15 protein-coding genes and 3 tRNA genes are annotated in these 14,521 nt (G+C 54.4%); 10 read left to right on the top strand and 8 right to left on the bottom strand.

What is annotated here, in order from left to right; genetic code table 11:
* Positions 1–5 precede the first annotated feature (5 nt).
* Both rimI and Q7C21_RS05850 read right to left on the bottom strand, forming a co-directional pair.
* Positions 6–446 (bottom strand): ribosomal protein S18-alanine N-acetyltransferase, encoded by a 441-nt coding sequence (gene rimI / locus Q7C21_RS05845; protein ID WP_003850861.1) that lies wholly within the window; start codon positions 444–446, stop codon positions 6–8.
* Positions 418–828, bottom strand: coding sequence for a DNA polymerase III subunit psi (locus Q7C21_RS05850; RefSeq protein WP_003850863.1), 411 nt, complete (start codon positions 826–828; stop codon positions 418–420). The genes rimI and Q7C21_RS05850 overlap by 29 nt, the downstream gene beginning before the upstream one ends.
* A 106-nt stretch (positions 829–934) precedes the next feature.
* Here Q7C21_RS05850 and rsmC point away from each other — a divergent pair, with 106 nt between their 5' ends.
* From rsmC to Q7C21_RS05870, 4 genes are all read left to right on the top strand, one after another.
* The gene (rsmC, locus tag Q7C21_RS05855; protein ID WP_375150497.1) at positions 935–1,966 is read left to right on the top strand and encodes a 16S rRNA (guanine(1207)-N(2))-methyltransferase RsmC; all 1,032 of its coding nucleotides are present in this window, start codon (positions 935–937) and stop codon (positions 1,964–1,966) included.
* Positions 1,967–2,117: 151 nt separating this feature from the next.
* Positions 2,118–2,204, top strand: a tRNA-Leu gene (locus Q7C21_RS05860).
* A gap of 30 nt (positions 2,205–2,234) precedes the next feature.
* Positions 2,235–2,321: transfer RNA gene (locus Q7C21_RS05865), tRNA-Leu, on the top strand.
* 28 nt (positions 2,322–2,349) lie between these two features.
* Positions 2,350–2,436 (top strand) — tRNA-Leu (locus Q7C21_RS05870).
* Between the two features lie 138 nt (positions 2,437–2,574).
* Here the strand turns inward: Q7C21_RS05870 and Q7C21_RS05875 are convergent.
* Positions 2,575–2,859: a DUF1435 domain-containing protein gene (locus Q7C21_RS05875; protein ID WP_003850867.1), complete on the bottom strand. Its 285-nt coding sequence runs from the start codon at positions 2,857–2,859 to the stop codon at positions 2,575–2,577.
* A 231-nt stretch (positions 2,860–3,090) separates the two neighbouring features.
* On the opposite strand from Q7C21_RS05875, the gene Q7C21_RS05880 reads away from it, so the two are divergent.
* From Q7C21_RS05880 to Q7C21_RS05890, 3 genes are all read left to right on the top strand, one after another.
* Entirely contained in the window at positions 3,091–4,188 is a 1,098-nt protein-coding gene (locus Q7C21_RS05880) for a diguanylate cyclase (RefSeq protein WP_283543990.1), read from the top strand.
* Between the two features lie 194 nt (positions 4,189–4,382).
* Positions 4,383–5,177, top strand: a complete 795-nt coding sequence (fhuF, locus tag Q7C21_RS05885; RefSeq protein WP_375150498.1) for a siderophore-iron reductase FhuF — start codon at positions 4,383–4,385, stop codon at positions 5,175–5,177.
* A 94-nt stretch (positions 5,178–5,271) separates the two neighbouring features.
* Positions 5,272–5,736 (top strand): YbaK/EbsC family protein, encoded by a 465-nt coding sequence (locus Q7C21_RS05890; protein ID WP_008925525.1) that lies wholly within the window; start codon positions 5,272–5,274, stop codon positions 5,734–5,736.
* Between the two features lie 117 nt (positions 5,737–5,853).
* On the opposite strand, the gene Q7C21_RS05895 is transcribed toward Q7C21_RS05890, so the two are convergent.
* The 3 genes from Q7C21_RS05895 to Q7C21_RS05905 all read right to left on the bottom strand — a co-directional run bounded on the left by Q7C21_RS05895 (position 5,854) and on the right by Q7C21_RS05905 (position 9,357).
* Entirely contained in the window at positions 5,854–6,849 is a 996-nt protein-coding gene (locus Q7C21_RS05895) for a nucleoside hydrolase (RefSeq protein ID WP_375150499.1), read from the bottom strand.
* 12 nt (positions 6,850–6,861) lie between these two features.
* Positions 6,862–7,884 (bottom strand): LacI family DNA-binding transcriptional regulator, encoded by a 1,023-nt coding sequence (locus Q7C21_RS05900; protein ID WP_003850877.1) that lies wholly within the window; start codon positions 7,882–7,884, stop codon positions 6,862–6,864.
* A gap of 84 nt (positions 7,885–7,968) precedes the next feature.
* On the bottom strand, positions 7,969–9,357 hold the full coding sequence (locus Q7C21_RS05905; RefSeq protein ID WP_008925522.1) for an MFS transporter: 1,389 nt from the start codon (positions 9,355–9,357) through the stop codon (positions 7,969–7,971).
* Positions 9,358–9,939: 582 nt separating this feature from the next.
* Between Q7C21_RS05905 and Q7C21_RS05910 the strand changes: the two genes are divergently transcribed.
* A complete protein-coding gene (locus Q7C21_RS05910) occupies positions 9,940–10,494 on the top strand; it encodes a histidine phosphatase family protein (protein ID WP_008925521.1) in 555 nt (184 codons plus the stop codon).
* Here the strand turns inward: Q7C21_RS05910 and Q7C21_RS05915 are convergent.
* Entirely contained in the window at positions 10,476–11,441 is a 966-nt protein-coding gene (locus tag Q7C21_RS05915; protein WP_003850884.1) for a hypothetical protein, read from the bottom strand. The two genes, Q7C21_RS05910 and Q7C21_RS05915, sit on opposite strands and share 19 nt — an antisense overlap.
* A 503-nt stretch (positions 11,442–11,944) precedes the next feature.
* Between Q7C21_RS05915 and Q7C21_RS05920 the strand changes: the two genes are divergently transcribed.
* Positions 11,945–12,958: a glycosyltransferase family 32 protein gene (locus tag Q7C21_RS05920; protein WP_375150500.1), complete on the top strand. Its 1,014-nt coding sequence runs from the start codon at positions 11,945–11,947 to the stop codon at positions 12,956–12,958.
* Here Q7C21_RS05920 and Q7C21_RS05925 read toward each other — a convergent pair.
* Entirely contained in the window at positions 12,935–13,852 is a 918-nt protein-coding gene (locus Q7C21_RS05925) for a LysR family transcriptional regulator (protein WP_003850891.1), read from the bottom strand. The genes Q7C21_RS05920 and Q7C21_RS05925 overlap by 24 nt on opposite strands.
* A gap of 102 nt (positions 13,853–13,954) precedes the next feature.
* Here Q7C21_RS05925 and Q7C21_RS05930 point away from each other — a divergent pair, with 102 nt between their 5' ends.
* Positions 13,955–14,344 carry a tautomerase family protein gene (locus tag Q7C21_RS05930; protein ID WP_105099532.1) on the top strand — a complete coding sequence of 130 codons (390 nt, stop codon included), beginning with the start codon at positions 13,955–13,957 and terminating at the stop codon, positions 14,342–14,344.
* Positions 14,345–14,521 lie beyond the last annotated feature (177 nt).

Consider the following 14,521-nt stretch of genomic DNA (forward strand, 5'->3'; position numbering starts at 1 on the left):
CACCACTACGGCGTCAGGGCCATGAGAATGGCATCTTCACGACCGCTGGCGGTGGGATAATAGTTGGGGCGACGACTGACCTGATTGAATCCAAGCTGCTCATAGAGCGCAATGGCGGGCAGGTTCGAGGCCCGCACTTCCAGCCACAGCGTCAGCACGTTGCGTTTGATCAGCTCATCGATCAGATGCTGCAACAGCTGGCGGCCATATCCCCGGCGCTGAAAGTCAGGATCGACCGCGATGTTAAACAGCGAGGCTTCGTCCAGCACCACCTGAGTAATGGCAAAGGCGACCATTTTGCCGTCGGCGTCGAGACGTAAATTAATAAAGCGCTCGCCCTGATTGCTGGCAAACGTCTTTTCACTCCAGGGAAACGCGTGGCTACGACGCTCAATGGCAAAGGCCTGCGCCAGGTCGTCAGGGGTGAGTAAAGAGATGGCTGTCATGGTTACACATCTGTTGCCAGAGCGCGCGTTTGGCGACGCCGCTGCTGATCAGTTCATTGAAAGAGGCGCTGGTTAATGCCACGCCATTAAAAGTCTGTTCGCTCTCTACGCCGAGCAGCCAGCCCGCGCAGTTCAGCGTTTCCGGCAGCATCTGCAGCTGATCCGGCGTCACGGTCATTACCTGAGCGGGTTGCAGATTGAGGGTATGCAGCACATCGCGCATCAGCGGTTCATGCAGACCGGGTGGCGCGTCAGCGACAATAATTAACTGCGTGTCCGGTGCCAGCGTGACGGCAATTTCGCCCTGAAGCACGCGCGGGCGGCGCAGCTGATACTGCGTAATTCCCATTTGCTGTAAAAGCCAGTCGCGCCTGGACGTCATGGTGTTACCTGTTCTGCTAGCTGAATGCGACGCTATGCTAGCAAACCCATCGAACATGCGCCAACAAACCACTATAATCCCCGCTCAGATCTTACAGGAGCCCTACATGTCTGCTTTTACCCCGGCCAGCGAAGTCATTCTGCGCCACAGTGATGAATTTACCGCCCGCCATGTTTTATTTGCTGGCGATCTGCAGGATGACCTGCCCGCTCAGCTGGAAACCGCCTCATCCCGCGTTCACACCCAGCAATATCATCACTGGCAAAACCTGAGCCGCCGTATGGGCGAGCAGGCGCGTTACGGAATGGTTGCGCAGCCGGAAGATGTGCAGGGATGCGATACCCTGGTCTACTTCTGGACCAAAAATAAGCCGGAAGTACAGTTCCAGCTGGAGAACCTGCTCTCGATGCTGCCAGTGGGCTGCGACGTGTTCGTGGTGGGTGAAAACCGCAGCGGCGTCCGCAGTGCCGAAGGCATGCTGGAGTCGTGGGTGAAGCTGGAGAAGATCGACAGCGCGCGTCGCTGTGGTCTCTATCATGGTCGCCTCGACAAACAGCCTGCATTCGATGCCAGCACCTTTGGTCATCAGTATCAGCTGGAAGGTCTGACCATTCACACTCTGCCTGGCGTCTTCAGCCGTGACGGTCTGGATAGCGGCAGCGCCCTGCTGCTGTCGACCTTTACCCCGCACACTAAAGGTAAAGTGCTGGATATGGGCTGTGGCGCAGGCGTAATTGCCGCCTCACTGCCTGCCCGTTCGCCTAAAGTACGCCTGTGGCTGTGCGACGTGCATGCCGCAGCCATTGAAGCGAGTAAATTGACGCTGGCCGCCAATGGCATCGAGGGCGAAGTTTTCGCCAGCAACGTCTTCTCTGACGTGACCGGCCGTTTCGACATGATTATCTCTAACCCGCCGTTCCATGAAGGCACCCAGACCAGCCTCGACGCCGCACAGGCGCTGATCCGGGGAGCAGTAAAGCACCTGAACACCGGTGGCGAACTGCGTATTGTTGCGAACACGTTCCTGCCTTATCCGCAGGTGCTGGATGAAGCTTTCGGCAGCCACGAAGTCATCGCACAGACCGGCCGCTTTAAAGTTTATCGCGCCGTCTATGGTCGTGGTGCCAAAACACGATAAGGGCTTTTAACGTCATTAATCGCGTTGCCGGGCTGAAAACGTTGCTTTTTACAGCGATCGTTTCAGCCCGACGAAATAGTTGTTGACGCAAAGAGTAAAATCTCTAGAATGCGCCTCCGTGGTTGTAACATTCTCAGGATGTTACGGGTATGCGAAGGTGGCGGAATTGGTAGACGCGCTAGCTTCAGGTGTTAGTGTCCTAACGGACGTGAGGGTTCAAGTCCCTCTCTTCGCACCAAAATCACATGTTTCATATCGCGAGCACTGCGCGAAGGTGGCGGAATTGGTAGACGCGCTAGCTTCAGGTGTTAGTGTCTTAACGGACGTGAGGGTTCAAGTCCCTCTCTTCGCACCATTGCGGTGATATGAACAGACAACTCGATGCGAAGGTGGCGGAATTGGTAGACGCGCTAGCTTCAGGTGTTAGTGTCTTAACGGACGTGAGGGTTCAAGTCCCTCTCTTCGCACCAACGTTGTCATCCTCTGGCTTTCCTGCTGGTCTCAGCTGCATTGTTGCAGCGTCGCTTTATCCCTTTCCTGTTTTGTTTTTTTCGCGTGGCATTCACTTTCCCGGTCGCGACACCCTGAACACCCGCTTTACGCCTGTATTAACTCAGATGAAAATTCACAGAGACTGCCGCCAGTCCGCCCGCTAACGCCAGGCACGAAGGCAATAACAGATAGTGACGCAGACGCTGGTTAAATAGCATGACGACAGTCAGCAGCAGCGCAACTGTCATCACCAGTCGCCACTGGCTGAAGCTGGGTTCCCATAATGCGAACAGCGGCAGCGCGATGCAGGGCAACAATACGCCCCACGCACTATCCAGTTTTTTACCCAGCGCCCAACTGACGCCCCACAAACCGCAGGCCGCAATAATCGCTATTCCCATGACGCAAACCTCAAATGATAAGCATTCCCATTATCATATGTCAGTTTTGCTTTGCTTGCAGCCTGTTTTTGTCACGCCTGGCAACGAAGATGACAGACCAGTTGGAAAATGCTAGATTGCGACCGATAACACCTTTAATAACAGCACCAGCAATAATTTGCTCACTGTCTGGCACAACCTGTTTATGCCGGCTTGCGCTTTGGTATTTCAGGGTCGTCACGAGTATTTATAATGAAATTACAATCATATGAAGAACTGAAACAGAGTAAATACCGGCTTTCAGTGATGCTTTTTCTGTTTTTAAATATCGCCGTTTCGCTATTTTATCTGCTGCCAATAATGAGCAATGAGAAAATCGATACCACGTTGCCGGTAATTTGTGTCGCGTCTTTTAGCGGCATAATGTTAATTACCCATTTAATATGGTCTAAAGTAAAACTTCCCCTTTTAAATCCTGTCGCGCTGGTGCTGGGCGCGCTCTGGGCCTGGCACATTAATTATCGTTTTCATCAGGTATTCTATTTTGATGGCGGCTTTCTTATTATCAGTTTGATCAGTGTGTTATTTATTAGTGCCATCGCCCTGAGCGATTATCTGGGGGCTTTTTGTCTTCATGTCGCGCCACCGGTGCTCACCGTATTACTGCTTGATAATGGGCAGCATCTGCCGCTGATTCTGCTGACCATTATGCTGCCGCTGATTGGTTTCTCACTCCAGCATCTTATGCGTCGCCGTGCCGACAACTTTACCCTGCGGCTGATGCACCAACTCTATGAAGAGAAAGAGACCTTCAGTGACCTCAGCATGCTCGACCCACTGACCGGACTGTATAACCGTCGTGGCCTGAAGAACCGACTGGACAATATTCTGGAAAACCATGCTGGCAGCCACTATGTGCTGCTGCTGGATATCGATCACTTCAAAGCCTACAACGATAATTATGGGCATGCGATGGGTGATCAGGCACTGGCGCGGGTCTCTGTGGCTATTCGGGATGCAGTCCGTTCACGCGATGTCGTCACCCGCTATGGCGGCGAAGAGTTTCTGGTGTTAATGACCAATGTGAACAGCTCCATCGCCATGAAACTGGCAGAGCGCATCCGTCAGTATGTGCTGGATTTAGAAATACCCCATCTTTTTAATGAGACTGTTTCAACCCACGTCACCATCAGCGCCGGCATTGCGCCTATCTACGATAATGATTTTGATCAGGCGGTAGCCAATGCTGACAGCGCATTATATGTGGCTAAGAATCAGGGCCGGAATACCATTCTTGCCTGGGAAGATCTTCCGCGAAAACAGCATGAGACCTTAACTGAACCTGCCTGATTAAGCACAACTCGGCTGGTAATAACCCTGACATTGCCGCGCTATGGCCGGTTCTGCACTGCGCAGACGGGTTTGTTCGCTGATCGCATTCCCCACCCAATCCCCGATGGCAGCGACGTTTTTTTACGCGACTTGTAGAGTTAATCAATAACGATTATCATTTGCTTTCTTATCTACACTTTTCGCGAGTCGTCATGGCAACCGTTTCAGCTCAGGAACAGCGTTTCAACGCTCAGTCGATGATCTTTCGGCAGAATGACCGTCCACTGGCGGAAAGTCTGCACGAGCAGCTGCAGCAACAGCGTAGTTATCTTCTTGATTCTGTTAAATTCAGCCAGCCCGCTCCGCACGACACGCAGACACTCGTTGCCTGGTCACAATCAGAGGCTTTTGCCCAGCTTATCCAGCGCTACAGCGATTATCTCTATCGCGATCATCCTGATGCGGTTCGTGAAGCAAAGCCGGTGCTCTCTCTGTGGGCGCAATGGTATTTTGGCCTGCTGCTGCCCCCGATGATCATGGCGTTGTTACAGGAGTCGCGCGCGCTGGACTGCTCACCAGAGCATATTCGTGTCGGTTTTCATGAGAATGGTCATCCGGCCACGTTCTGGATTGATGTGCAGGAGGATGAAGAAGCCCGCTATCTTAACCCTCAGCAGCGCATTGATCGGCTGATTCAGCAGCATCTGATCCCGGTGGTTAATGGTATTACTCAGCATGGTGATATCAACGCCCGACTCATCTGGAACAACATGGGCTACTCATTGCAGTGGTTTCTGGGTGAGCTGAAAAGTCAGATCGATGAGACGCTGGTGCTGCAACTGGAGCAGGCGCTATTCTTTAACCAGAAACTGCTGGATGGCAGCGAAAATCCGCTCTACCGCACCATGATCATGCGTAATGGCGAACTGGTCCGTCGCAGCTGTTGCCAGCGGTATCGCATTCCTGATGTCGAACAATGCGGCAATTGCACCCTGAGCGGCAGCTAAACAGACGTAATTACCACGAATTCTCCGTTTATCTCGTTTACAGGCACTGAGGCTTGTGGCAATTTTTACGCCTTCGATCAGCCTGGAGAGAAAGATGAGTCTGGAGTCCGTGCGCCAGTTCTTTGCCGAACACGCCCCTGAAATTGAAATTATCGAGCTGGCAGAAAGCACTGCAACGGTCGGAATGGCTGCGCGCGCCCATGGCGTGACGCCAGGAGAGATTGCGAAAACCCTGTCACTGAAAGTGAAAAACGACGTCGTGCTGATTGTGACACGCGGCGATGCCCGGCTGGACAATCGCAAGCTGAAAGCCGCGCTAGGCGCAAAAGCGCGGATGCTGAGCGTTGATGAGGTTATTAACTGGACCGGCCATCCGGTTGGCGGCGTCTGTCCGTTCGGTCTGGAGAATCCGCTGACCGTTTACTGTGATGTCTCACTGCGCAGTTTCGACGAAGTGTTACCCGCCGCTGGCGCTATCCACAGTGCCGTCCGCATCTCGCCACAGCAGATGGCTGAGCTGACCAACGCCCGCTGGATCGACGTGTGCGAAGCGATGTAATGCTTTGCATCTCTTGATCCAGCCCTGATGCTGCACACCTCCTGACAGCGTTTATCAGCCTTTGAGGGTCATTGCCGCATCATGCAAACCTATCAGGCGCGCCAGTAAGCGGGTGAGTTAATCGCCCATCGCAGTCAGCCGCTTAAAGGCTTCTTCGATGATCGACAACAGCATCGTGTTATCGACGCGGTGCAGCACATGAACCCATGCGCCGCAGTGCTCAGGTACGCCGACAGCAAGCCGTAGCGGCTGACGATAACGCCAGCTTTTACCGCGCGTTGCACCGGGACGTAGCTCGATATCGACACGGTAATCGATGCCAGACGCGACCCGCTGGTTCAGCAGCCAGGCCACAACCAGTGCATCGTGGATCCAGCATCCCGCCAGTTGACGCGTTTCCATGGAATAGTTGATCCATGGACGCAGCGTGTCTCGCACAAAATCGGCCAGCGGATGATCGACAGCAGTAAGACGGGTGAGATCCTGCTGGGTCAGCAGCGTCTGCGTGGTGACATCCATTGGCACCAGCGTCACGGCGGCACCGCTGTGCAATACCTGATGCGCAGCCTCCGGATCCAGGCCAAAATTGGTGTCTTTGATATAATCATCCAGCGTAAACACGCCACCCATGATGACAATTTCTGCCACAGAGTCTGCCATGGCAGGATAGCGCTGCATTGCCAGCGCCACATTCGTCAGCGGACCAATCGCCACCAGGGTAATTTCGCCCGGATTGTCGCAAATCAGTTTGCCCATCGCGTCAGCGGCATCATACGCATCCGCTGCAATATCTGCTGGTTGACGCACGCCCTTCCACAGCTCACTCAGCGCAAGCTGATTGACCCGATTATCCAGCGTTTCACGCCACGGCGCAGGATCTTCCTGTAACGCCTGCGTCGCACCCTGGATGACCGGAACAGACGATCCCAGCCGGACAATCAGATCTTTGGCGACGCGCGCGCCCACGTCGCTGGGTGTATTGCCCGCCACGGTAGTGATTAATTCCAGCGACAGTGCAGGTGAAGCTAATGCCAGCGCAATCGCCAGCCCATCATCGGTGTTGGCACCCGCGATACCGTTGCCGGGATCGCAATCAATAATGATTCTTTTCATATTTTTTATACATTAACTCTGACTTTGCGGCTGGCAACCGCAGGATTCACCGATTTCAAGATAGTGTGGAAACTCCTTCAATTGCGCTTCGCTCTCTCCCTCTTTCAGCATCTGAATCGCAGAGCGGGCCATGTCACGCAGTGGCTGGCGCACAGTCGTTAATGTCGGGACATGAAATGACGAGTGATTGGTTCCGTTAAAGCAGACCAGCGCCACATCCTGTGGCACCCGAATCTGATGTTCGGAAAAGGCGCGAAGCGCACCAATCGCCTGACCTTCGTTACTGGTAAACAGTGCACGCGGCACACAACCCCGCGCGATCATAGCCTGCGCTGCCTCGTAGCCACCCTGAGGGGTGTAGCTGGCGGGAAACATCAGCGACTCATCAATGGGCAGGCCACGATCCTGCATTGCATCACGCCAGCCCTGGATGCGATCCTGTGCATTGAGCATATCGACCGGACCGCTGATAATGCCGACCTGCTGATAGCCGTGACTTAACAGATGCGCCGTTACCTGCCAGGCGGCCTGACGTTCATTCACCCGCAGCATGTTAACGCCCGGCTGTGGCTCAACCCGCTCCAGCATCACCAGCGGCGTACCGCTGGCTTTAATCAAATCAATGTAAGGATGGCGATCGACGCTGTTGTAAAACAGCCCATCCACCTGACGGTTAAGCAGTCCCTGAATTAACTCCAGTTCTCGCCTGCGGTCATCACCGGCATCTCCCAGCAGCATAACGTGACCGTGGTTCATCGACTCCTGCAGCAACATGTGCGCCATGGAGGCGACAAAAGGATTGCCGATATTAGGCACCACCAATCCAAAGGTCTTGGTATTACCGGATGCCAGTGCGCGTGCTGCGGCATTTGGCCGGTAACCCGTCGCTTTAATCGCTTCAAGTACCCGCTGACGGGTGGCCTCAGCGACCGGACGCGGCCCGTTGTTAATGACATAACTGACGACTGCCACTGAGGTGCCTGCCGCTTTCGCAACTTCTCTGCGGGTCACTTTTCCCGTTAATGACTTAGGCACATCATGTCCCTCCATAAAAACAGGCCGCTTTACACGGCCTGCTGGTTGTCGCTCTCTTCTGGCAGATGAGATCCTCAGGTACTGCTAGATGGCATCTTCAGGCAGATTCAGATTTCGCCCTCGCGTCTCAGGCGCGACAAAGGTAGTAAAGAATCCAATGGCGGCCATTGCCGAGAAATAGACTGCAATCGGCCACCAGTGACCGGTATAAGAAAGCATAGCAGCGGCAACAAGCGGTGCGGTGCCGCCGGACAAAATCGAGCCCAGTTCTTTAGCCACCGCCATTTTGGTATAGCGATGATGAACACCGAACATCTCGACACCCCAGGCCGCCTGCACGCCAAAAATACCCAGTGACGCCAGCGCCATACCGACCACGATTACCGGAATCACCAGCATCGGTTCACGGGTATCCAGCAGCGTAAAAGCAGGCCAGGCGTAAAACATCAGCAACAGACAGAAAACGCGATACACGATCCGGCGACCAAAGCGGTCAGAAAGCCAGCCCGCTAAAGGAATGATCAGGAAGCCCAGCAGCGACGCGAGAAACACGGCGGTGGTCGGTACAGACTTATCCACCATCAGCACTTTTGCGACGTAACCCACGATGAAGCCTTGCGCCAGATAGGAAGGGCCGTTTTCGCCGATGCGCAGGCCAACCATGGTCCAGAAAGCGCGGGTACGCTGGAAGAAAGGCCGCTGATCGACCACCGACGCTGCCTTCATGCCAGCACGTTCCGCTTCCATCTCCGCTTTTCTGCGCTCAAACACCGGCGTCTCTCGCAAATGACGGCGAATCCACAATGCAACCAGTGCAATCAGCGCACTGCTGAGGAAAGGAATACGCCAGCCCCACTCCAGCAGGCTCTGCTGATCCATCTGCACCACCAGCAGCCAGACCAGCGAAGCCAGCAGCGTGCCACTATTGGAACCCAGCGCGATCACAGAAGAGACCAGTCCGCGGCGCTCTGTCGGCGCATATTCGCCCAGCATCACCGTGCCGCCCGATAACTCCGCACCCGCGCCGAATCCCTGTGTAAAGCGGAGCAGAACCAGGCAGGCAGGCGCCCATACGCCAATAGAGGCGTAGCCCGGGATTAAGCCGATAAAGGTTGTGGAAGCACCCATCAGAATAATGGTGGAGATCATGACGACCTTTCGGCCTTTGCGATCGCCGAGCCAGCCAAAAAACAACGCGCCGATGGGCCGGGCAACAAAGCCGACTGACCAGGTCGCGAAGCTGGAGAGCAGCGCCATGGCTGGGGTTGATTCGGGAAAGAAGACGTCGCCAAAGATGATACCGGCAGCCAGGCCATAGAGCGCGAAATCCGCGTACTCCATTGCCGTTCCGAGCCAGCATGAGAAAGTGGCTCGCCAGAAATCTTTGCGGCCTGAAGGGGTGTCAAACCGCTCATCGGCGGCTGAAGTGGATGACAGTGATGCCTGCTGCTTAACGGAATTGTGTGCCGTCATAACCCTATCCCTGAATGAGTATGCAGATCGATAAACGCCCGTCCATGGGTCGATTCCCTGATGAAAGCGGAATCCCCCGGTGACGACGTTCAGTGGGCGAACCATGATGAAAGGTTAAAGGATTCCCTGGTGTTGGAATCGTATTCATCGCCCCCTTTCGCCGGTGTATTTTTCACCGGTCGCTTAAACTGAGCGAATATAACTTAACAATCGATGGAGCCTACTGTGCATCGGGCACCGTGAGCAATCACTGGGGACTTAGTGTATCTACGCGCGTAGATAAATCAATAGATCCTGACGATATTTGTTAGAAAAACTTCATTATAACATTCCGTCATCACCCATTTTTTGCGCAAATTCAGCGAGTTAACCGCCTTCTTATTGCACAAAAAAAGTCATCAGCGCCTGTAAGTTATCTGATTCACTAATCATTAAGCACGATAAAAGGGGCAACGTTCCCTTCATCATTTTCAGTTATCGCACGCGCAGATTACCTGCAAATGACACTGGCTGTTTATTCTGAAAAATCACCGTAAACACAGGCAATGCGTTACCCTGACCAAAAGGCCGGACAGAGATACGATGAAAATTATTCTGATGCGACACGGTAAACCTGACCACCAGGCGGCGGGTCGCCAGAGTGTGCAGGCACTGGCTGACTGGTGCGAAGCGTACGATCTGTCACAGGTCAGTGACGGACCGCCGCCGCGCAGCATCGAAATTGCCCGTCAGGCTACGTTTATCGTCTGCAGTCCCCTGCCCCGCGCGCAATCCTCACTGAGCCAGCTCGGTCTGGAACCCCATGAGGTTGATGCGCTGTTCAGCGAAGTCGCCGTGCCGCTGGTGAAAACCGGTGAGGTACAATTACCGACCGTGTGCTGGCTGGCCCTGCTGCGGCTTTTGTGGTTTTGCGGTTATGCAGGCGACGCGGAGTCGCTGCAACATGCACGCAGCCGCGCTTCGGCGGCGGCAGAAAAACTGATCGATCATTCACAGCAAGGCACGGTACTGCTGCTGGGCCACGGCATCATGAACAAAATGATTGCGCGTGAGTTACGAAAACGCGGCTGGCAGGCAGAGAAGCATGCCAGCAGCCGGCACTGGAGCACTGCGATCTATCATCGTCCGTTTATCTGACCGAGCGGAAAATAGCCCAGTACCTCACAGCCCGTGCCAACACGCGGCGTGGCAATGACTTTACGCTGTGCCAGATCGATCACACTCAGCGTGCCATCATCCTGATTGGCAATCAGCAGCTGTTGCCTGTCGGGCGTGAAGCAGCCATCCATCGGCATGTTACCCACGCTGATATCGCCCAGCGGATTCAGCAGATCGTCAAACAGTGTCACCCGCGGTTCCTGATCCCCTATTGCCACCAGCTGTTCGCCATCGGCGCTGAAGCGAACCACCTGACAAGGCTGCTGATGACCCGGCAACGTAATGCGCTGGCGAATACGGTGGCTCTGCCGATCGATCAGATAGAGCAGCGGCGCGTCAGCGGCACTGGCGACCAGATAAGGGTGTTTCGGTGATGCGGCAATGCCCGCAATCGGGCCAGGAAGCAGGATGGTATCGATCACTCGTCCTTCCGCTTCACAGAGATCCACAACGGTGATGGTCGCATCCTCTTCGTTATCGGTGAACAGCTTGCGGCCGCTGGGTGACAGTGTCAGGCGATGCGCATTGTGAGAAGGAATCGGGATAATTTTTTCTACTTTGTCAGTCTGCGGATCGATCACCGCCACGGCGGCACTCTGCTCACAGCAGAGATAGACTTTGCCATCGCGCCCCAGCTGTCCGCTGTGGGGTGCCCGCAGCGGCGACAGATCGATAAAGCCACTGATCTCGCGACGCTGTAAATCAATGACCGCCACTTTATGACCCGGATGCGGGTTATTACCATGAACGCCGTCGCCATAAATAGGGACATAGGCCTTACCCCAGGGGGCCAGCATCAGGAGTTCATGCGGCCGCGGTGGAAAAGCGTTCAGTTCCCGCTCGACCGCGAAGGTTTCCGGATTAAGAAACAGGACGCGATTACCCTGCTTATCGACCGCCAGTAAACCGTAAGCTTCACTCTGCATGCGCACTCCTTTCTCAGTAAGTTCTTCTTAAGCGTAGACAATCCTCTTCAGCCTGTCTGATGCTGCGGATTGATGAGCCGGGCTTACCCCACCTATTAAGTGCAATATTCACGACTGCGGTGACCAGGCCTTATGTCAGCCCGATAATAAAGCATGATATTAAGATATTCCTTAATTAAAGATTTCGTCATATTTAAATAAATGATTAACAGCGACAATATTATTATTTCGCTAAGGTGACCGGATTATTTCCGTATTATCCTAAAATCAAAAAAAGACATAGCTAATGTGTAAATAATGTTTTATTAAAAAGGTGCAGTGCAATTAAACAGCCGTGAGGAAACTTCCGCGCGCTAAACCACTGCGTCGCCACCAGGGAAAACCATTCATTCATTCCCGCACTCATCGGAATTGCAGCCAGTATGCAATGCCAGCCGTTGCCGCCGCACGCGGAACGGGCAGAGCCTGTACTGTGACGGGAAAATAAAAATAACAGGTGCACCATGACTTCACATCGCCAACGTCCAGCGCATAAAATCTGGCGTAACTGGAAAAGAATATCGTTCAGTAGCCAGATGTTATGGAATAAGAAACAGCAGAGACTCTGTCAGGCACCGGAATATGATCCGGGACAGGAAGATAATGTCGTATTGGTCTCGCAGCAGAAAGATCTGCCGGAGATTCCAAAAATTGTCTGGATGGTCTGGCATAACGATCACCTGCCCACCTCAATGGCGCTGAACATCAGTAAAATCCAGCGGGATAATCCCGATCACCAGGTGTATCTGATTACACAGCGCACGCTGTCGCAGTGGCTGCCCGAACTCAGCTTTATCTCTTCGGATCTGACGCTGGCACATAAAAGTGAAATTATCCGGCTTGAGCTGATTCACCGTTATGGTGGCATCGGCATCGACTGCAGCACCCTGCTGTTTGAGAACCTCGCCTGGGTGCATCGCGCGCACGAGGCACGGCCAATGGATCTCATCGGTTACTACCGCGAGCAGTCAACGATGAACCTGCTGGCGCCGGTTACTGAGAGCTGGTTTCTGGCCGCGCCACCGCAAAACCCGTTTATTCGCGAATGGCTGAAACAACTGGCGCCGGTTAAAAACGTCGGTATCCGCAACTATTTCCATGAACTGAAGAAGCGCGATGATTTTCCGCTGATTGTGCAGAATATTGATAATCCCTCGCGCCAGCTCCTGTCGCTGGCACAGCAGGTTGCAATGCGTGAATACCGGCGGGCCAATCTCTATCTGCGTAAAGGCGAAGCCAGCGCCTGGTACTATCAGCGTTTACATGCCGACAGCAGCAGCGCCTTTGCGCAGTCCGTGATGTTTCATCAGCGGCCACAGACGCCACCGCCGATTATCAAATTAACCGGCAACGAGCGGCTACATCTCGATTTCAATCTGCGGCTGGGTTTGTATAACCGCAGCAGTTTGATCGGCGAGATGATGCAGACCACGCCACCTGCGCTGGCATTGCCCTCAGCGGTCAAAGCGCGCGCGTAGCCACTGCGTGAACGTGGTGACCGCGCGGGGGACCTGCGCCGCCCAGGGCCGGACGATCCACAGGCGGGCGGCAAAGGCCTCAACAGGCTGCCACGCCGGCAGCACCTGCCGCAATGTACCGGCTGCCAGCGCCTCACGGGCGCTGAAATCGGGCAGCATCGCAATCCCCAGTCCCTGCAGCGCGGCATCGCGTATCGACTCGCTGTTGTTGGTGGCAAAGCTGCCCTGAATCCGCACCTGCACCTGTTCGCTATCCGTTGTCGTCTCAAACCGCCAGCGCGGTGATTCGATGCCACGTGGGTAGTAAAGACAGTTGTGCTGCTCCAGATCCTGTGGCGACAGCGGTACACCCTGCAGGCTGAGATAGGCGGGTGAGGCCACCAGCAACGTCCGGGTATCGCATAGCGGCAACGCGACATGGGTTTCCGGTAGCGTGTCACTGTGTCGAATTGCCAGATCAAAGCCTTCGCTGCTCAGTGACACGATGCGGTCGGTCACATCCAGCTGCAGACGCACCTGCGGATAGTCACGCAGAAACTCGCCAATGATTGGCACCAGTTGCTGACGGGCAAACGCCACTGGCGCGGTCATCCGCACCAGACCCCGCACAGGTCCGGCGGTATCCCTCACGCTGAAAAAACTCTGCTCGATGCGGGAAAACGGTTCGCGGAGCTCCTCCACCAGCTTCTCGCCTGCTGACGTCAGTCGCACACTGCGCGTGGTGCGCTGTACCAGCAACACACCCGCCATCTCTTCCAGCTCTTTGATTTTCTGACTCATCGCCGCTTTGCTGACGTCGAGCCGCTCTGCCGCGCGGGTAAAACTGCCCTGCTCTGCCAGTACGGTCAGCCAGTGCAGATGATCCCACAGCGCATCCGTTTTCATCTCTTTCATTGTGATTGTTCACTATAGTGAATAATCATTTCAGGCTACGCGCTTTTTCCCGCCGGATAAAGCGGTCACCATAGCGTTATTAATCATGATGAGGAATTCGCTATGCCACTGCTGCAATTTGATGTTATTCAGGGTCGTTCAGAATCCGAACTGCGTACACTGCTGGATGCAGCACACCGCGCTGTGCTTACGGCTTTTAACGTGCCAGAACGCGATCGCTACCAGATTGTTCAGGAAAACAAGCGCTATCAGATGGTGTTTCAGGATACCGGGCTGGGATTTACACGCAGCGATAATCTGGTGATGGTGCGGGTCTATACCAGCCCACGCAGCAGCGAACAGAAACAGCATTTTATGGCGGAGCTGGCACGTGAGCTGCGCGAACATTGTGGTGTGCAGGGCAACGATTTAATGATCAGCTTTATCACCAACGACAAAGGTGACTGGAGTTTTGCCGACGGCGAAGCACAATATCTCACCGGCAAACTCTGAAAAACGTCCTGACCTCTGCTCTGCCGACGGTGCGCGCCAGCCACCGTCACGCCTGATAACCTCCCTTCTGGAATGACAATTAACCAATCTGCTCTCCACCGCACAATTCGGGCCGGATATGTTGCAGCCGGATGACAGCCAATATAGATTGTCGAAAAACCATCCCCCGAAGATGGC

This window comes from Pantoea sp. ANP04, from assembly GCF_041982285.1.
In the GTDB taxonomy this organism is placed as follows: domain Bacteria; phylum Pseudomonadota; class Gammaproteobacteria; order Enterobacterales; family Enterobacteriaceae; genus Pantoea; species Pantoea eucalypti.

What these genes read in the sequence shown, in the direction of transcription:
- Q7C21_RS05920 (WP_375150500.1), top strand. Translation starts at nt 11,945, where the DNA reads ATGACTTCACATCGCCAACGTCCAGCGCATAAAATCTGGCGTAACTGG.
- fhuF (WP_375150498.1), top strand. Translation starts at nt 4,383, where the DNA reads ATGGCAACCGTTTCAGCTCAGGAACAGCGTTTCAACGCTCAGTCGATG.
- Q7C21_RS05925 (WP_003850891.1), bottom strand. Translation starts at nt 13,852, where the DNA reads ATGAAAGAGATGAAAACGGATGCGCTGTGGGATCATCTGCACTGGCTG.
- Q7C21_RS05850 (WP_003850863.1), bottom strand. Translation starts at nt 828, where the DNA reads ATGACGTCCAGGCGCGACTGGCTTTTACAGCAAATGGGAATTACGCAG.
- Q7C21_RS05875 (WP_003850867.1), bottom strand. Translation starts at nt 2,859, where the DNA reads ATGGGAATAGCGATTATTGCGGCCTGCGGTTTGTGGGGCGTCAGTTGG.
- rimI (WP_003850861.1), bottom strand. Translation starts at nt 446, where the DNA reads ATGACAGCCATCTCTTTACTCACCCCTGACGACCTGGCGCAGGCCTTT.
- Q7C21_RS05930 (WP_105099532.1), top strand. Translation starts at nt 13,955, where the DNA reads ATGCCACTGCTGCAATTTGATGTTATTCAGGGTCGTTCAGAATCCGAA.
- rsmC (WP_375150497.1), top strand. Translation starts at nt 935, where the DNA reads ATGTCTGCTTTTACCCCGGCCAGCGAAGTCATTCTGCGCCACAGTGAT.
- Q7C21_RS05880 (WP_283543990.1), top strand. Translation starts at nt 3,091, where the DNA reads ATGAAATTACAATCATATGAAGAACTGAAACAGAGTAAATACCGGCTT.
- Q7C21_RS05905 (WP_008925522.1), bottom strand. Translation starts at nt 9,357, where the DNA reads ATGACGGCACACAATTCCGTTAAGCAGCAGGCATCACTGTCATCCACT.
- Q7C21_RS05895 (WP_375150499.1), bottom strand. Translation starts at nt 6,849, where the DNA reads ATGAAAAGAATCATTATTGATTGCGATCCCGGCAACGGTATCGCGGGT.
- Q7C21_RS05910 (WP_008925521.1), top strand. Translation starts at nt 9,940, where the DNA reads ATGAAAATTATTCTGATGCGACACGGTAAACCTGACCACCAGGCGGCG.
- Q7C21_RS05890 (WP_008925525.1), top strand. Translation starts at nt 5,272, where the DNA reads ATGAGTCTGGAGTCCGTGCGCCAGTTCTTTGCCGAACACGCCCCTGAA.
- Q7C21_RS05915 (WP_003850884.1), bottom strand. Translation starts at nt 11,441, where the DNA reads ATGCAGAGTGAAGCTTACGGTTTACTGGCGGTCGATAAGCAGGGTAAT.